Origin of the sequence: Sphingobacterium sp. NGMCC 1.201703 (assembly GCF_047784615.1) — a bacterium.
Classification (GTDB): Bacteria; Bacteroidota; Bacteroidia; order Sphingobacteriales; family Sphingobacteriaceae; genus Sphingobacterium.
Window position 1 is genome coordinate 125,257 of record NZ_JBLOHD010000012.1, and the last position, 19,320, is coordinate 144,576.

Annotated in this window: 7 protein-coding genes; 3 read left to right on the plus strand and 4 right to left on the minus strand. The window is 43.9% G+C overall.

What is annotated here, in order from left to right:
* Window positions 1-5: 5 nt before the first annotated feature.
* The 4 genes from ACK8HY_RS22065 to ACK8HY_RS22080 form a co-directional block, all read right to left on the minus strand.
* A complete protein-coding gene (locus ACK8HY_RS22065) occupies window positions 6-1,922 on the minus strand; it encodes a sialate O-acetylesterase (protein ID WP_416134847.1) in 1,917 nt (638 codons plus the stop codon).
* Window positions 1,923-2,136: 214 nt separating this feature from the next.
* Window positions 2,137-3,591 (minus strand): glycan-binding surface protein, encoded by a 1,455-nt coding sequence (locus ACK8HY_RS22070; protein WP_343560809.1) that lies wholly within the window; start codon window positions 3,589-3,591, stop codon window positions 2,137-2,139.
* A 6-nt stretch (window positions 3,592-3,597) separates the two neighbouring features.
* A complete protein-coding gene (locus tag ACK8HY_RS22075; protein WP_343560811.1) occupies window positions 3,598-5,190 on the minus strand; it encodes a RagB/SusD family nutrient uptake outer membrane protein in 1,593 nt (530 codons plus the stop codon).
* Window positions 5,191-5,206: 16 nt separating this feature from the next.
* Window positions 5,207-8,392 carry a SusC/RagA family TonB-linked outer membrane protein gene (locus tag ACK8HY_RS22080; protein ID WP_416134848.1) on the minus strand — a complete coding sequence of 1,062 codons (3,186 nt, stop codon included), beginning with the start codon at window positions 8,390-8,392 and terminating at the stop codon, window positions 5,207-5,209.
* Between the two features lie 299 nt (window positions 8,393-8,691).
* Here ACK8HY_RS22080 and ACK8HY_RS22085 point away from each other — a divergent pair, with 299 nt between their 5' ends.
* The 3 genes from ACK8HY_RS22085 to ACK8HY_RS22095 all read left to right on the plus strand — a co-directional run bounded on the left by ACK8HY_RS22085 (window position 8,692) and on the right by ACK8HY_RS22095 (window position 19,313).
* Window positions 8,692-12,801 (plus strand): two-component regulator propeller domain-containing protein, encoded by a 4,110-nt coding sequence (locus ACK8HY_RS22085; protein ID WP_416134849.1) that lies wholly within the window; start codon window positions 8,692-8,694, stop codon window positions 12,799-12,801.
* Between the two features lie 485 nt (window positions 12,802-13,286).
* Entirely contained in the window at window positions 13,287-16,148 is a 2,862-nt protein-coding gene (locus ACK8HY_RS22090) for a TIM-barrel domain-containing protein (protein ID WP_416134850.1), read from the plus strand.
* A gap of 27 nt (window positions 16,149-16,175) precedes the next feature.
* The gene (locus ACK8HY_RS22095) at window positions 16,176-19,313 is read left to right on the plus strand and encodes a SusC/RagA family TonB-linked outer membrane protein (protein WP_416134851.1); all 3,138 of its coding nucleotides are present in this window, start codon (window positions 16,176-16,178) and stop codon (window positions 19,311-19,313) included.
* Window positions 19,314-19,320 lie beyond the last annotated feature (7 nt).

A 19,320-nucleotide genomic window follows, 5' to 3' on the forward strand; every position in this document is an offset into this window, starting at 1 on the left:
GATATTTATTCCTCATTGCTGAAAGGTAGAGCAGGCAAGCCTTCTTTATTGAATAAATTGACATCGGGATTATTGCTCCAGGCATAACGGACAAATACAGGGCTGCTGAGCTGATCTGCCTGAACGACAATTCGGTTACCATCAATATGAGCTTGGGCCCATACAAATTTTTTATCTGCTCCAGCAAGGGCAAAACCTTCCACGTAACCGTATTTGTTGTTAACAACGAGTCCGCCTCCAATAGCATCAAAAGAAATAATCAGTTTATTGCCCTCCTTGACCATCGATTTGAATGTAGGTCCAGAATACACAAGATTTTTTCGGCCATAATTTTTAGCCAGTGCTATTAAAGCGAGTCGTCGGCCCACTTCCTGTTTATTACGTGGATGAATATCGTCCGCTTCACCAATATCCGTGATTACCGCCTGACCCGTATGAGCAAGACGGAGTGTCCGGGTCTGTGCATCTCTCAGTTTTGCCCAGTCGCTGTCTTCGGGTGATTTTTCTTTAGCCATATAATTGGCCAATTGCACCCAGTAGAAAGGCAAATCAGTTTTCCATTGTGACCGCCAATCCGCGATGAGGTTAGGGAAGAGCGTGCGATAATCATAGGCTCGACCGGCATTATTTTCACCTTGGTACCAGATCACGCCCCGAATGGTATAAGGAACAAGAGGATTGATCATGGCATTGAAGAGGAGGGATGGAAGCATATTCGGCGAAACTTCTTTGTAACCATGCTGCCGGGTGGTGACAGCCTCTTTATAATTCCAATCACCATCAAGCGGGAATTTCTCGCCCTCTACGTCGAGGTACAGCTGGGTCGGATTTCCGTAAAAGCCACCGCCGCCGCCCGTATCCATAATTTTTAGCGTAATTATATTTTCACCGTCTTTTAGTACAGCCTTCGGGATCGTGTAGTTTCGTACGCTTGTGTATCCTGTTGTTTCACCAATTTTGACGCCGTTAATCCAGCAGACATCATCATCATCGATGGTACCAAGCAGGACGGATCCCGTCTTTTGCGCGCTGCCCTTAGGCAAATAAATACGGCGTTTGAACCATACAATACCATCCATATCGCCCAATTTGGATTCCCACAACTGTGGAATATTCATCTTTCCCCAAGCGGATATATCCGTATCATTTTCGTACCATTTTGCAGCTATTCCCGGATCGTTTGTTAAGGCTTGCAGATAGTTCTGTTTTTTCAATTCGTTTTCTTTTAAAAAGCGCTGCAGACTGCCGTCGAAATGCTGTTGGTAAGGAGCTTTGAAATGCGCGGGCAATTTATTGAAGCCGCTTTCGCTAGTCCAGGTTTCGGCGCCCGTACCACCCCAGGAAGCATTGATGATGCCTACAGGTATGCCGAGTTCCTGATACAGTTTGAGCGAAAAGAAGTATCCTACAGCTGAAAAGTCACCAACAGTGGCGGGGGAGCATACAGCCCATTTTCCCTTTAGCTCTCGTTTAGGGACATCACTGATGCTCTTCTCCACATTGAAGGCCCGAATGTTCGGATAATCGGCAATGCTGATTTCATTCGCAGCATTATTGGAATTCTTTACCGTCCATTCCATATTGGATTGTCCGGATGCAAGCCAAACTTCACCGACCAGGATGTTTTTTAGGGATACCTGTTCGCTATGGCCTTTTATTTCCATGTTATACGGTCCTCCATAGGGAGTTGGGGCTAAAGTAACGCTCCATTGACCATTTTTATCTGCTTGTGCCTTTAGTTTCTGCTGCATAAACCGGACATGGATCGTTTCATTTTTTTCGGCCCAGCCCCACAATTTTATGGGACTGTCCCTTTGTAGAATCATGTTGTCACCAAATATTGCAGGAAGCCTGAGTTCGGCTTTCAATAGGAACGCCTGCAAAAAAAAGACGAAGAAAATTGGAATCTGTTTTAAAGTCATCGTTTATTTTGTGTTATAGTCAAATCAGTCGAAAAATGCTTTGAGCACTGCTCGGTATGCCATTTGATGTTGCATATCTTCCATGTAATCATGAAGGGAATGCGCTTTTTAAATTTCATGTCTGTTTATATTTACTTTTATAAATGGCCGGCATGGAATGGCTATTCCATTATCCGGCCTTATTGTATCGAAATTCGCTATCCTCCAAATAGACCTAATTTTTGCTGTTATCAATGATTCTAAAATTGTCGAAGTAGATATCCACCTTGACATTGGCATTGTCTGCTTTATTTTTCGTAAAAATGCCCAGTTCGGAACTAGCGATGGCAGCAAAGCTTCCATAGTCCGCAACAGACGTAAACCTATTAAGAGCTATGTCGCATGTCATCCATTTGCCAAGGCTTGTTTTGTTGGTGTTTCTATCACGGGGCACATAATCTGACAGCATTTTATCCCAATTTCCTTTCAACTGCATATCAAATGTTGCTGTCGCAAGAGGTTCATTTACGAAGCATTCAAAGCGCAGTACAAGGTTGCTTATAGGTGTATTCGCGGGTATTGCATTTACCGAAGGATAGACAGCTTTATTGGCTAAGTTTCCCCACCAATATTGCCATGCCCCTGGTGATCCAAAAATGCGGTAAGCTATTCCTGTGCTGAAGAAAGGTGGCTTGGTCCCGTCTGCCGTTACAGCCATATTGTTGTCCCCCCAATCATAACTACCTACTTTATCCCAATCCAGGACGAGGTTTTGGACGGGATAAAATAGGAGGGTCGAATTGGATTGTCCCCCTGCCGCATGGACTGTAACCGTACCAGCTTTTGTTGGGGCCTTTGGTAGTCGATAATAAATTGTATCCTGGCTTTTGGCTACAATTAAATCTTCGCCTGCAATATCAAATTCGCCATTGATCGTTAGTTTACTGACATCAATAAAGTTGTTGCCGGTAATAAATGCCTGATCCCCAATGATAGGCATATCACTGCTCCATGATTTAATTATTGGCGGCGAAACATTCGTTGTGAAAGCGATGCTAACTGAATCCGTCATGCAGTAGACCGCGAGCCGGCCATCTTGGATACCGGCGGGAATCTTTAATTCGATTTTATCATAGTCCTTACCGATTTCATATTCCGTAGCTAATACATTGCCGCCGGCCTTGCCTTCGAATACAACTTTTTTTACTTCGTAAAAATTTGAACCGTAGATGCGGAGTTTTTCACCTGCCTTGGCCGGGTATTTTAATTCAATACGGGCGATTTGCGGAGCGGGAGAGTAGATATGAAAACTGAACCTTGCTTCGCCATGGTTTGTTTCGATCCGGATTTCGTTTGGAAGTTCCGGATGGGTGCCAGTCAATAGAAGATCTGCAGGAATAGAAATAATAGCACTTGTCGAGGTACAGTAGTTTGCATTAAATGCGATCTGTTGGTCATTGATGTAAATTTTTTGGATGCCGTCAAGATTTTTTCCGATAACGGCAACCATTGTACCCGGAAATGCACCTGTGAAAGTGCTATCTGCTTTTGCTGGATCTGTCAACCGTACATGGCTTATCTCCGGAACTACGGTCATATCATTGTTGCGACTACAGGATATTGCTGGTAAGAGAAGGACAACAATAAGTAAATGATAGATACAGCGTATGGTTTTATTTAAAGCTTTCATAATTCTTTACTGATTATTAAATGGATAAGCCTGGGGCTCTTCTTTTAATCTCGGATTTTGGATGAGATCATTCTCAGGATAGGGGAAGAAGATATTGTTTGCGGTCACGACGACAGGTACTGCCGGTGCCGTAGGATCTTCAAAAATAAGATTACCATCTTCATCCTTCGTGATGGATGCCGTGGACCAGCCACGTTGTTGATCATTAAAGTATTTAAGCATTTTCTCAGGCTTGAAGCAATACCAGCTAACCATATCGTACCAGTTGCTATACTCCATGGCAAACTCCACGCGCCGTTCTTTGATGATATCGTCAAGCGTAATTGAGGTCTTTCGTCCGATCTTGGCCCGATCCCTTACTTTATTAAAGTAAATTAGTGCTTCGCCACCATTGAGTGTGCTGTTATTACCCAGACTCGCCTCAGCATAGGTCAGGTATACATCGGCCAAGCGTAGAATATAGGTGTTTAGCGGTGAACTCATCGACTGCACATAGCCGTCATTATCATCGTTCGGACCGCCGATTACCCCTTTTTTGATCGATGCACCTGCATTGCTATACGAATATCCACCTTTGTCAATGGCAATATAGGGATAGAAGGAGTGCTGGGTAAAGTAGGTGGCATTTCTCCGGAGTGTATCGGCTCGTTCGTATTGTTTGAGCATGTCGATTGTTCCGTTCAGTCCGCCACCCCATACGTTGACACCACCGGTCACGTCGGATGAAAATGCCAGGTCAGCTAAAAGTGTATTGCAGACGCCCCAGTCGCCAAGTGGTACCCATTGCATGGCAATAAGTGATTCGGGATTGTTGTTATGTTTGTATTTGAACAGATCTTCATATCTGGCATAGAGTTCCAGACCACTATTTACACAGACATCCTGTGCGTACTCCTTTGCTTTAGCCAGATCAGCTTCGTTTCGAATTCCGCCGGTTTTCCAGCCAGCACGGGAGAGATATACCTTGGCGAGCATACCTTTGGCGCCCCAGCTCGTTGCACGGCCTTTATCGGCCTGAACAGGAAGGTGCTGCGCTGCAAAGCTGAGATCGTCTATAATAAATCGAAAAATATCTTCCTCCCGATGCCTGGGTTGCATAGGCTCTTTGATCACAGCATCGTTATTCTCGATCAATATGACGGGGCCCCAGGTCCGGAGAAGATAAAAGTAAGCAATACCACGCATTAGGCGTGCTTCCCCAATAGCCACGTTTTTTTGCGCTTCAGTTACATTAACGGCTTTATGCTTCACGGCATCGATGATCGCGTTTGACATTGTTATTACGCCATAGAATGATTTCCATGAGTCTGAAAGCCCATCATCCAGCGATGTTACGGTGAATAAGGTATAGGAAGGGTTCATATAGGGATTATAGCCATCATTGGCTCTCAAACTGCCAATAGCGACGGCCGGTCGTTTATTATAGTCAAACCATGCTCGGTTGTACAGTGGTGCTGTGGCTGCTTTCAATGCTTCAGGAGAAGTATAAAAGGTTGCATCCACATAGGCTCCTTCCGGTTCTCTGTCAAGAAAACTTTTTTTACAGGAATGTAGCGCAACAATAGCCATCAATGCAGTGATTAAGAATAGCTTTTTCATAATTCAGTCGTTAATATTAAAACATGAAGTTTAAACCCAGCGTATAAATACGCTGTGAGGGATACCGGGCATAATCTATTCCCCTTAGTAAGACATTTTGGTTGTAGGAACCTATTTCCGGATCATAGCCCGTATACTTGGTCCATGTAAAAAGATTCTGAATATTGACATATAACCTGAGGTTTTCAATTTGATATTTCTTCAGCAGGTTTTGGGAGAAAGTATAGCCAAGAGAAACATTTTTCAAGCGCAAATAAGAGCCATCTTCAATAAACCGATTGCTCATACGGCTATTGTCATTTGCATCACTTACGGTAATACGTTGAATGCTCGCATTGGGATTGGACACCCTTACATTGGAGATATCCTGGTAGGAACCGCTCGGATCAATTGTTTCAATGAGGGCAATCTCTGTCGTTTTTTTGAGCATACCCGAATTATTCATCGGGTTTGTAAAATCTTTACGCAGTTGATTATAGATCTTGTTGCCATATACGGCGTTCAGAAAGATATTTAGGTCAAATCCTTTGTAAGAAAAATAATTGTTTAGCCCAAGGATGAACTTCGGATCCGGATTGCCGATAAAATCACGGTCTTGCTCATCTATTTTTCCGTCTTTATTTTTGTCCTCGAAAATAAAATCTCCCACCCAAATCCCGTTGACTCCTATGCTTTTATCTTTGGGTAGAGCAATAGGAACTTTATTGCCATCCTGATCCAGCACGGCATGATGTTGACTGTCCTTCAGATAAAAGTCGCTTTCATCCTGAAACATGCCGATCACATTGTATCCATAAAATTGGCCGACAGGATTACCCACTTTAGTCAGCGTGAATGTTTCTGCACCTATTTTTCCCTGAATGGCGGTTGCGTCCGTATACAGGTGCGTGACACGGTTTCTATTCATTGAGAAGGTCAGACCGGATTTCCAGAAAAGACCATTCTTATTGATATTTATGGTATTTAATGTTAATTCAACACCTTTATTCGTCATCGAACCCGCATTTACCCAGGGTGCAGCAATTAGCCCACTGATATAGTCAGGCAATACGGCCTGCATCAAAAGGTTATCTATTTTCTTTAAATAGACTTCCGTTGTAAGTTCGATTCTATTCTTAAATAAGATCAGATCCAAGCCGATATTGTAGGCATTGGTTTTTTCCCACTTTAGATCTGGGTTGGCAAAATTGGCAGGATAGAAGCCTGTACCCCATATGGATGCGGCCGAAGCCATGGTCACGCCATAGGCATAGGAGCTTGCAGCTTGGTTTCCAACAAGTCCCCAGCCCAAACGTAGCTTAAGGTTGTCTATCGCCGGATTATTTTTTAAGAAAGGCTCATTTTTAATCTTCCACGCAGCGGCAAGAGAAGGGAAGGTGCCCCAGCGATTGTTGGTACCGAATTTGTCCGATCCGTCCCTACGGAATGTAGCAGTCAATAAATACTTATCATCAAATCCATAATTTAAGCGGCCGAAATAAGATTCAATGCCACCTGAACTCCTTGAACTTCCATTTTTGGCAGTTTTAGAATCGCCAGCATCCAGCTCGTGCACCGTATTTAAAAAATAATTGCTGCGGCTACCAGAGAGGGACTCCCATTTGTTTTCCTGAGCCTCATGCCCAGCCATGATCGAGAGGTTATGCTTTTCGGCGAAAGATTTAGTGTAGGTCAGATAAGTTTTCAGGTTGGTAAACGAACCATTACTGGCAAACCTTGCTCCGGCAGATTGCTGTTTGAAATTCCCGTAATCATATGCGGGCGTGAATTGATAAGCGTTGGAATAATTATAGTTCCCATTACCTTCGACCCGTAGTACAAGATCTTTGATTGGCGAAATATCCGCATAAGCATTGACACTAATTTGTGCTCCTTTCGCATAGTTTTCACGGGTAAGCGCTTCCTCCAATGGATTGGCGAAATAGGTACCATACATATTTTCCTGTTGTGTTCCCCAGGAACCGTCTGGATTTTTGGCAGGCACCTCTGGCAGCTGCCTAATAGCGAGTGAAATGATACCCCCATTATCTATGGTGTTTCTATTTTTTGTTTTCGCGGTATAGGCATTGATGCCTACGGTCAGCCACTTGTTGATTTTTGAATCAAAGTTCATCCGTAACGAATAGCGTTCAAAACCTGAGCCTTGTGCGATACCTTGTTGATCAAGGTATCCACCAGTGATCGCAAATCTATTTTGTTCGGTTCCACCGCTGATGTTCAGTTGATGGTTATGCATCAATGAAGTTCTAAAAATCTCCTTCTGCCAGTTTGTGCCTTCACCCAATAGCGATGGATCTTTAAATTCCTCCCGATCGCCGAAGCCGATGACTTTGCTGCGAAGATTCTGGTACACGGCATATTCCCGAAGGTTAAGGACATCCAATATGGTTGGCAGCTGTTGGAATCCTACATACCCTTCATAACCTAACTTGGTTTTTCCAGCTTGTCCGCGTTTTGTAGAGATCAGGACGACGCCGTTTGCCGCCCTTGTCCCATATATGGCAGCAGCAGAAGCATCCTTTAATATTTCCATGGATACGATATCTGATGGATTTATTGACGAGAGTGCACTTGAATTGTCCCGGGTATTACCATCAATGGGGATTCCATCGATCACATAGAGCGGCTCGTTGCCGCTGAAGGAATTTGTACCCCGGATGCTCACTGAGATTCCGCCGCCCGGTGCTCCTGAATTCTGTGTTACCGAGACCCCGGCAGCGCGTCCCTGTAACGCTTGATCCAGGGAGGTACTTACAGACTTACTGATGTCATCGGCCGTTACCGAAACGACGGCCCCTGTTAGGTCGCCCCGCTTCATTTTTCCGTAGCCTACCACAACGACCTCGTCCATGGCGTGGATATTCTCCGTTAACTGAATATTTTGCTGATTTCCAGCTATTCGAACTTCCTGCGCATGGAATCCCACATGGTTGAAGATCAATACATCTCCTTTTGAGGCTAAAATAGCATACTTGCCCTGTTCATTGGAAGATGTCAACACCTTTGTACCTTTGAGTTTAACCGAAACATTGCTTAGAGGCATCCCCGTAGTCTTGTCCGTAATAAGACCAGAGACATTGATTTTCGAATCCTGCGCCTGCAAGACATTGATAAAAAGGAGAAACGAGGCCGCCAGCATCAGATATACCCGATGCCGCAGTTTGGGCCAAAAAAACTTTTGTGATCCGTTTTTTGATTTCATGGTTAATTTAAGTTTATAATTTGTTTGGTTATTATCCCCAGAAAGGGATGATTAAAATTAGGAACAACAAATTATGTTGACGGGGTTCGAATGTTGAAGAAGAGCGGTTAAAATGTTTATAAAACTGGAAGTACGATCAATTCATGGGAATTGCAACCTTAATCGCGATGCACTTCATATAGGCAGGCATAGGCCAACTAGGGATCTAAATGTTTCAGCTTAGGGGATAAAATGATCACTTATGCTGTAAAGATTTGATAAAATCAGTATTTTAACGGAAGTTCTTGAAACAATAACCAATGAAACGTCTTTTATTACTATTTCTATTTTTTGGAATTATTTCCTGCTATGGACAGGAGTTTAAGTTCGCCCATATTAACAATGGGAATGGCTTAGCCGGAAATGAAGTTGTTGCCATATATAAAGATGGTAGAGGATTTGTCTGGTTTACGACAAACACGGGGCTAAATAGATTTGACGGTGAGCGAATCAAAGTTTTCAATCGCAGCAGCGAAGGCACTTCAGGGACTCTTTATGATGGTTTGAAGAAAATTGTAGAAGATGAGCAGGGGAATTTATGGATGTTGGGCAATAAGTATGTCATGTTTGATTGGCGAAAGGAGGTTTTTATCAATAATACAGATTCCATTCTTGAAAAAATGGGACTTCCATCAAACCCAATTTCTATACAAATAGATCAGTATAAAAATTTTATTGTAGCCTATTCACAAAAAGGCATTTACAGATATGATCCTAAGCATAAAAAATTGGTAAGCTTCAGACCGTCAAATAATCCAATAAGCATTCGTCCTACCGAGATCGTAGAGATCGCCATAAAAGATGAATTTGTGTGGGTACTCCACAAAGATGGCTTATTGGAACGTCTGAATACCCGAACAAAGCAAATTGATATCCGAAAAAATTATTTAAACAGTAGGGCTATAAATTCTTTAATTCCAAAGAGTATGTTTATAGATCCAGACCATATGGTCTGGATTTATCCAGGTATAAATAATAGTGGTGCAGTCTGTTATAATAAAACCAATGATCAATGGAAACAGTATGATATTGATACGAAGCCTGCACTTTCCAATTCCTTTGTCCGTGGAATCGTAGCGGACAGGCAAGGATTAATTTGGATTGCAACGGACCATGGTGGTCTCAATCTGCTTGATAAAAAGCAGAACTCCATCCAGGTCCTTCAACATAACGAGTATAATAAAACCTCAGTTGGACAAAACTCCATTGTAAGTTTATATTGTGATAATCAAGGAATTGTTTGGGCAGGAACGTATAAGAATGGTGTTTCATATTATCATCCAGAAATATTCAAGTTTCCTGGTACCGGATTATCCGATGGCAAAAGTGAACTTTTTGACTGCAGCAGTATTGTTAAGGACAAAGAGGGGAACCTTTGGTTGGGGACAAATGGAAAAGGTCTCATTAAATTGAATGAAACTACCGGAGAACGCCATTTTTTCAGAAGCAAACGCGGTGATATGACAAGTTTATCGTCTGATATTGTTACCGCGCTCCATGAAGACTATACAAAGAAAATGTGGATAGGCACTTTTATGGGCGGTTTAAATGTGTATGATGGTCGGCAGTTTAAACGATATGAAGTACAGGAGAAAAACAACAAAGGACTATCCAATCAGAGCATATATGGGATCACGGAAGATTCCGGCCAAAATTTGTGGATTGCCACTTTGGGGGGCGGAATTGACAGATTGGATCCCAGTAGAACGACATTTACAAATTTTAATAGAGACAATAGCAAACTACGTTCTAACTTCATTCTTTCCACTTTAAAAGATCGTGATGGAACGATTAATTTCTCGTCAGATATCGGTGTGTACAAACTCATTGGTGACCAGGCCATTATACCTTATTTTCCCGACGCCAATTTTCAGGACAAGGCTGCTTCAGTTCCCGTTTATCAGCTTATGAAGGATTCAAAAGGTCGCATCTGGTTGGCTACAAAAAGGGGCATAAAAATCTTTGACAATACAAACCGGAGCTTCTCTTTTTTGACTCTTGCGGATGGCCTATGCAGCGATGATGTACGATCTTTAGTTGAGGATCAAGATGGGAATATATGGGCGGGGACTAGCAATGGACTCAACCGGATACAGTACTTGTCAGCTAGCGGAGCTAAGCGCCGAAGTATTGTTTCTACCTTTGATCTCAGTGATGGGCTGACGGGAATGGTTTTTAATCCCAACGCCGTATATACCGATAAGACCGGAAAAATATATATGGGTACAACCGAAGGTTACATCGCTTTTTATCCAAGAAAGATCCCGGCCAATAAAAGCATACCGCAAGCTCGATTTACAGAACTGTTATTGTCTAATGAAGTGGTTAATCCCGAGGAGAAAAGAGGCGATCACACCGTTTTGCCAATTTCCATTGTAGGCCTCGATAAGCTCATCCTGAAATATAATGAAACAAACTTTTCCATCCGATTTTCCGCATTCAACTTTATCCAGCCCAATAAAAATAAATATCGCTATAAGTTGGAAGGTGTCGATAAAGAATGGATTGAAACCTCGCGTAGTACAGGAGTAGCTTCCTATTCCAATCTCAATCCCGGTCGATATATTTTAAAAGTTTATGCCGGCAATCAGGATAATGTGTGGTCGCCTCAACCGATCGAGATGCAGATTGTAGTTAATCCACCATTTTGGTTTTCATGGTGGGCTATAACGATTTATATTGCAGCGTTTGTTTTGGTAATCAGGTGGTTTATTAAATACCGGTTGAAGAGAAAGCAGGATCAGCTTGATCAAAATGCCCGTATGTTGGAAGCTGATAAGCTGCATGAAATAGACCAGCTGAAATTAAAGTTTTTCACCAATATCAGTCATGAATTTAAGACCCCTTTATCATTGATTATCAGCCCACTGGAAATGTTGATAAAAAAAGATAGCCACCATGAACAAAAAGCAGCACTGGGAGTGATGTACAAAAACGCGCAGAAACTACTTACGATGGTCAACGATATCCTGGATTTTCGAAAACTAGATCAGGACAAAACGAAACTCAATATTTCATCCGGTAATATCATTGAATTTGTCAAAGAGATCAGTACTTCATTTTTATCTATTGCAGCCGAAAAATCCATCAAACTAACCTTTACGGCAAACCACCAATACATAGACCTAAGCTTTGATAAAGATAAGATGTATATGGCAATTTCCAATTTGATTTCAAATGCCTTTAAATATACCCGAACTTCTGGCCACGTAGACGTTAGCGTAGCTATAAGTGAAACCATTATAGATCATGAAATCGATAAGCGTCTCTGTATTAAGGTCTCAGATACAGGTATAGGAATAGAAAAGGAGCATCTTGAACGTATTTTTGATCGTTTTTACCGAATTGATTCCAATGAGACCCACGGTATCTCAGGGACAGGCGTTGGGCTACATATTGTAAATGAATTTGTCAAGCTCCATGGAGGAACAGTGGAGGTCGATAGTGAACTTGGAAAAGGCACAGTTTTTACGGTGCAAATTCCCATGTCCAAAGAGACTTATGGCACAAACAGACAAGATGTGATCTATTCGGGTACTGATGATGAAAGCAATGCAGCATACAATAGGGATAGTGAAAACGACTTTATCCTAGATGCGGAGAACGGCGTATATACGCTTCTCATTATTGATGATAATGAGGATTTTCGCCTGTTTCTAAAGGATCTTTTTAGCAATGATTACAGGATCTTATCCGCAAAAGATGGCCAACATGGCTATGAGCTCGCGACCGAATATATTCCGGATCTTGTGCTTTGCGATGTTATGATGCCAAATGTAGATGGCTACGAATTCTGTCGCAAGATCAAGCAGGATATACGCAGTTCCCATATACCAGTCGTCTTGCTTACGGCAAAATGTTCGGATGAAAATCAATTCCAGGGTATGGAAGCAGGTGCAGATGCTTATATCTCGAAACCTTTTAATATCGATATTCTACGTGTTACGCTGGCCAATATCGCAAAAAGGCAGAAACAACTACAGGATAAATTCAAATCAAGAATTGATATCTCAACAACCAAACCGGAGATCATTTCGATGGATCAGAAATTTATACAAAAAGCCGTCTCCATTGTTGAGTCAAATATAGAACGAACCGACTTCTTAGTGGAAGATTTATGCCGTGAAATGGCAATGAGCAGGGTTAATTTCTATAAGAAAATTCTTGCTTTGACCGATAAAACACCCTCGGAATTTATCCGCTTTATCAGGCTAAAAAGAGCAGCAGAACTGCTCGAAAAAAGCCAGATGTACGTCAATGAAATCGCTTTTCTTGTCGGATTTAATGAAACCAAATACTTTAGAAAATATTTCAAAGAAGAGTTTGGCGTAACACCGAATGAATATAAAAAGACGATCACTTTAAAGTAGGAAATTGCTGTACAATTTCGATGTCTAAAAGCAATCATAAAAATACATGCAGATCATTCGCTGCTATGATGTTTTCGCTGATGTATCAATAATGGTCGTGCCGATCCACTATTTTGTGTTCTCCAAATTCGGAAGACAAGTATGAATAGCTGGATCAACGATCCATGCAGCCCATACAGCATACCAATTATCCATGGCTGCAATCGCTTCTGAAGTGCAACTCGGCAATCCAAAATAATTCAGCAAATAAATTTTAGATCCGCTTTCACAACTTTATCCCCGTTTCAATATAACCCCCTTTAAAGCAGATAGTTAAAATATAGTATATTCCGTTTTTCCGCTCGTATGTTAACAAATCACCCCCTAAAAGTGAACAAATCATAACCTTAAGACAACCGGTTGCACTTTATATTTGATTTGTTCTTTCACTAGGAAAGCACAAGCAATAACCAAGGGAATATAATAACCAATAAATCTTTATTTACATGCGCAACATAACGTATGCTTTAAGTGGTCTGATGTTCTTTACGATGATGCATCAAGCATCTGCACAAGCTCAGAAAGCTCAGTTTGAAAAAACCACCACCGGTATGAAGGTCAGCTTCAAAAATTCCGCGACCTCGATTGATCAGGACGTCTATCTCGACGCCATTACGGATAAAATCATACGGGTAACGGCAGTGCCTGCTGGCTCTGGCTTTCCGAAACAGCAGCACCTGGTGATCGTAGACTCCTTGCACCGGCAGCTGAAATCATTTGCTGCCAGATCGACAGACTCAACGGCCACGATACAGACAGCGGATCTCCAGGCCATTGTTTCGTTGAGCAGCGGTAAAGTAGAATTCTATGACTTAAATGGCCGTCCAATTTTAAAGGAAGCAAAACGAAATTCCGGTTCCTTTACTGCGGCTAGCTATAATGGCGATGCTTTTTACCAGATCAATCAGGATTTTATGGTCCAACCGGAGGAAGGGATCTATGGGCTTGGACAGCATCAGAATGCGGTTATGAATTACAACCGCGGAAAACAGGTCACGCTGCTGCAATACAATACCGAAATCGGCATTCCGTTTTTGCTATCCACCAACAACTATGGTCTGCTCTGGCATAATTACTCGATCACCAAAGCCGGGGATGTGCGCCCATTATTACCGTTGAATGCATTTAAGCTATCGTCCGTGGAAGGGGAGCAGGGCTGGCTCACGGCTACTTATATGAACCGCAATACCGACTCGGTATACCTTTCCCGTCCGGAATCGATCATCGATTATGGCTATTTAACGGACCAGCACAAGTTTCCAAAAGAGATCAAACTTGCGGATACAAAGGTGGTTTATGAGGGTACGCTTGCCTCGCCCTATGCCGGCAGGCATGTCCTGCACTTCAAGTATTCGGGATACATGAAGGTATGGATAGATGGTCAGCTCGTCGCGGACCGCTGGCGGCAGTCCTGGAATGCCGGCACTTTTGAGCTTGAAAAAGACCTGGAGAAAGATCAGCCGCACCGGATCCGGATGGAATGGATCCCAGATGGCAGCGAGTCTTATTTTACCCTAAACTGGCAAAGCCCAATTCCCGCTGCACGGCAGAACCTCTTTTCATTTAATTCCGAAGCCGGGGATGCAATTGACTATTACTTTGTCCATGGTGCATCCATGGACGATGTCATCAGCGGTTACCGGCATTTGTCAGGCAAGGCTCCGATTATGCCGGTCTGGAGTTTCGGTTTTTGGCAAAGCCGCGAGCGTTACAAAACGCAGGCGGAAATTGAACAGGTAGCCACAGAATTCCGTAAACGGAAGATTCCAATTGATAATATTGTCCAAGACTGGTCGTACTGGTCAGAAAACGACTGGGGAAGTCAACAATTTGATTTAAACCGCTTTCCAGATCCGAAGGCGATGGTGAAGAAACTGCATGAGCAAAATCTGAAGATCATGATTTCCGCCTGGCCGAAAATAAATGAAGAGTCGCGTGTATATCAGGAGTTTAAAAGCAATAAGTGGATCTACCCACGGAATATTTACGATGGCCGTAAAGATTGGATCGGGAAGGGCTATACTTCTACATTTTATGATCCTTTTAACCAGGGTGCGCGCGATGCCTTCTGGAAGTTATTGGACAACAACTTATTTAAAATAGGCATCGACGCCTGGTGGATGGATGCAAGTGAACCGGATATCCATTCCAATATCGATCTGGATGAACGTAAAGCTGTTTTTCAGCCCAGCATTGGCTCGTCGGTACGCTACTATAATGCCTTTCCACTTCAAAATGCGAAGGGTATTTACGAGGGGCAGCGCGCAACGGATCCCAATAAACGGGTGTTTATTCTGACGCGTTCATTTTTTGCCGGACAGCAGCGCTATGCCGCCGCTGCCTGGAGCGGGGATATCGCATCCCGATGGCACGATATGAAAGATCAGATCGCGGGCGGAATAAATTTCTCCATGTCCGGTACACCATATTGGACAATGGATGCGGGTGGATTCCTCGTCGAAAACAGGTTTCATAAGCCAAATGCGGTGGATCTTGAAGAATGGCGTGAGCTCAATAGCCGCTGGTATCAATATGCTGCGTTCTTGCCTCTGTTCCGGGCACATGGCCAATTCCCGTTCCGCGAACCTTATCACATCGCTCCTGCGGAGCACCCTGCCTATAGGAGCATGCTTTATGCAATCAATCTGCGCTATAAATTGCTGGCTTATAACTACAGCTTGGCGGCAAAGACCTTTTTCGAAGATTATTCAATGATCCGGGGGCTAGCCATGGATTTTCCGCTGGATAAAGCAGGATTTGACCGCAATGATCAGTATCTATGGGGTCCATCGCTTTTGGTGAGCCCCGTCACCGAGAAAGGTGCGAGGAGTCGGAAAATACATTTTCCACAGGGCGCCGACTGGTATGATTTATACAGCGGCAAGAAAGTCAGCGGCGGTCAGGATCTTCTGGTAGATGCGCCATACGAGCGTATCCCGGTATTTGCAAAAGCCGGTGCGATCGTTCCGATCGGTCAGGAGCTGCAATACAGCACGGAAAAAAAGCAAACCGTACTGGATCTCTATATCTATGCCGGTGCCGATGGCCAGTTTTCGCTCTATGAAGATGAAGGTGATAATTATAACTACGAAAAAGGAAAATACAGCCGAATTGATATCCGCTACGATAACAGTACGCAAACGTTGTTGCTGGCCGACCGCAAAGGGGAGTTTGAGGGTATGCTACATAGCAGAAAATTCAATATCATTTTCGTCAGCGACAGAAATGCTACCGGCATCGACAGCCCTACAAAAAAATCAATGGCAGTATCTTATCACGGGAAAGCCTTACAGATTAAATTAAAATAAGTAAAACCAATTTATAAATCAAATCATATGATAAGCAAACAATTGTTGAGCAGGGGTGTGGCTGTGGTAGTCATGACCGGCATGACCTCGCTGGTCTGGGCACAGTCCTTTACGGGGTCCGTTGTTTCCGCTGATTCTGGCTTGCCGATCGGGGGCGCAAGCATTAAAGTAAAGAATCAGAAGATTTCAACAAGTACGGACGAATCGGGTAAGTTTTCATTGCAGGCCGCAAAAGGAAGCGTGCTGACGATCTCTTACGTAGGCTACAAAACGCAAGAAATTACAGTCGCCGGAGCAAATGGCATCATTCGCCTGCAGCCTAGTACCTCGGATCTGGAAGAGGTCGTAGTCATCGGCTATGGTGTGCAGAAGAAAAAGCTAAATACCGGCGCAAATCTGAAAGTAGAAGGCGAGGAACTGCAGAAACGGAATCAGCTGAATCCCCTGCAGTCCCTTCAGGGGCAGGCGCCGGGCGTTTCCATTACTTCCACCTCCGGTCAGCCCGGAGCGGATATGAAGGTCGTCGTCCGCGGCTTAGGGACAATTGGCAATTCGGGCCCGCTTTATGTCATTGATGGGGTGCCCGGAGGTGATATTTCGGTATTGAACGCTGCAGATATCCAGTCGATCGATGTTTTAAAAGACGCCGCTTCGGCAGCGATATACGGTTCGCAGGCAGCCAACGGTGTAATCCTGGTGACCACCAAGATGGGCGCTGCCGGTAAAAGCCAGCTATCTTTTGACGGGTATACGGGTATTCAGAACGTATCACGCAAAGCGAAGCTGCTGGATGCCCATCAGTATAAAACAATCATGAATGAGCAATCCCTCAATTCAGGTGCTGCTGCCATTGATTTTGATGGCATGACCGGACTCGCCAATACCAGCTGGCTGGATTATATGTTCAAGGACAATGCAAAAATGGACAATTACAATGTGGCCCTCACCGGTGGTTCGGAGAAATCCACCTACGCCATGTCCATGAACTATATCAGTCAGGAGGGAATCGTCGGTGGTAAAGATGTATCCAACTACGAGCGCTATGGCTTCCGGACAAATTCAGAACATAAGCTGTTCGATAATTTTGTGAAAATCGGGCAGCACCTTAATTTCAACTACATTAAAAATCGGGGAATCGGTGTTGGCAACCAATACAACAATACCTTACGGGGAGCTTTTACCACCTCGCCGTTGTCACCCGTTTATTCGGACAACGGACTATATGGAAGCCCCTTCAACGATACGTCCAACTCGCCCTGGTACAATGGGGACAGTAATCCTTATGGCGTGATGATGACCAATTCGAATAATAGCAACGATGGCCAGAAATTACTGGCCGATATTTTTGCCGAGATCGAACCGGTCAAAGGGCTTAAAGTACGCTCTTTATTAGGATTCAACTATTATGCTTCGGAATACCGGAGTTTTACACCCCTGTACCGTTTTTCCATTTATACATACAACCAGGACCATACCACTACGTCCCAGAATATGAGCAAGGGACATACATTGACCTGGACCAATACCGCTTCCTATGATTTTGATATCCAGACGGATCACCGCTTTTCGGCCATGATCGGGATGGAATCATTGCGGTATCAGGGCACCTACCTCTCGGGTTCAAACTGGAACCTGCTTTCGCAGTTCAACGATTTTGCGCATGCCTATCTGGACAACACAACAGGGCAGGCGCATCTGGATGAAAAGGGCAATGTTGTCGAGACGCGCACTGTTTCGGGAAAACCGGAGAACGTCACCCGCCGGGTGTCCTACTTCGGCCGGTTAGGATACAATTACAAAGAGAAATACCTGTTTAATGCCACCCTTCGGGCCGATGCTTCCTCCAAATTTTCACGTAGCAACCGTTGGGGCTATTTCCCTTCGGTTTCAGCAGGTTGGGTAATCTCTTCGGAAGATTTTTTCCAGGAGAACCTACCGGGAGTAAACTTCTTTAAATTGCGGGCTTCCTGGGGACAGGTGGGCAACCAGGATATTGCTGATTTCCAGTATGCGGCACCGATCAGTACCTCAACAGGTATCACTTCATCCAATCCCGGAGCCCATTATGTATTCGGTACCAGCAACAACAATATTGCCGGAGCTTATCCGAGCCGCCTGTCCAATCCCAATCTAACCTGGGAAACCTCCGAACAGACAAATGTTGGATTTGATGCCAAATTCGCGCAGAGCCGGCTGGATGTCGTCGCTGACTTTTATGTCAAAAAGACCAAAGACTGGTTGGTAACAGCTCCGGTGCTGGCCACGACAGGTACGCTGCCACCTTTTATCAATGGCGGTGATGTAAAGAATACAGGGGTAGAACTCGGACTGAACTGGGCAGATAAAGTGAATGAGCTTAAGTACCGTCTGGGCGTAAATGGCGCTTACAACAAAAATAAAGTGGGTAAGATCCCTACTGAAGACGGTATTATTCACGGCCAGACAGCCATGTTATACGATAATTCTGAGGAATTTTACCGTGCCGCCAATGGACAGCCCATCGGTTATTTCTGGGGCTACAGCACCGCGGGATTATTCCAGAACCAGGCTGAAATCGACGCCTGGAAAAATGCTGGAAAGGGCATCCTGCAGGCAGATGTCAAGCCCGGTGATGTAAAATATGTAGACCAGAATGCTGATGGCATTATCAACGCCGCCGACAAAACAAATCTTGGTGTGGGCATGCCTAATTTTACCTATGGATTTAATATCGGACTGGATTACAAAGGATTTGATTTCTCCGTTAATGCTTACGGTTCTTTGGGCAATAAGATTGTACAGTCTTACCGTAATCATACCAATAAGCAGGCGAATTATACCACCCGCATCCTGGACCGTTGGACGGGTGAAGGTACTTCCAATACCATACCGCGTGTGACCGAAACAAACGTCAACTGGCAGTTTTCGGATTTATACATCCAGGATGGCGATTTCCTACGGATTAGCAATGTCACCCTGGGTTATGATCTTTCCAAACTGATCCGGTGGAAATACGCCAATCAGATCCGTTTCTATGTACAGGGGCAGAACCTATTCACCTTTACGAAATATGATGGAATGGATCCGGAGATCGGCTATGGTACAGATGGTTGGGTATCGGGTATCGATCTGGGCTATTACCCTAGACCCCGGACGGTATTATTTGGTTTAAATGTTAAATTCTAAAATCGAG

Bases quoted from the DNA above. Each gene is read 5' to 3' on its own strand.
- ACK8HY_RS22065 (WP_416134847.1), bottom strand. From the start codon at position 1,922: ATGACTTTAAAACAGATTCCAATTTTCTTCGTCTTTTTTTTGCAGGCG.
- ACK8HY_RS22070 (WP_343560809.1), bottom strand. From the start codon at position 3,591: ATGAAAGCTTTAAATAAAACCATACGCTGTATCTATCATTTACTTATT.
- ACK8HY_RS22075 (WP_343560811.1), bottom strand. From the start codon at position 5,190: ATGAAAAAGCTATTCTTAATCACTGCATTGATGGCTATTGTTGCGCTA.
- ACK8HY_RS22080 (WP_416134848.1), bottom strand. From the start codon at position 8,392: ATGAAATCAAAAAACGGATCACAAAAGTTTTTTTGGCCCAAACTGCGG.
- ACK8HY_RS22085 (WP_416134849.1), top strand. From the start codon at position 8,692: ATGAAACGTCTTTTATTACTATTTCTATTTTTTGGAATTATTTCCTGC.
- ACK8HY_RS22090 (WP_416134850.1), top strand. From the start codon at position 13,287: ATGCGCAACATAACGTATGCTTTAAGTGGTCTGATGTTCTTTACGATG.
- ACK8HY_RS22095 (WP_416134851.1), top strand. From the start codon at position 16,176: ATGATAAGCAAACAATTGTTGAGCAGGGGTGTGGCTGTGGTAGTCATG.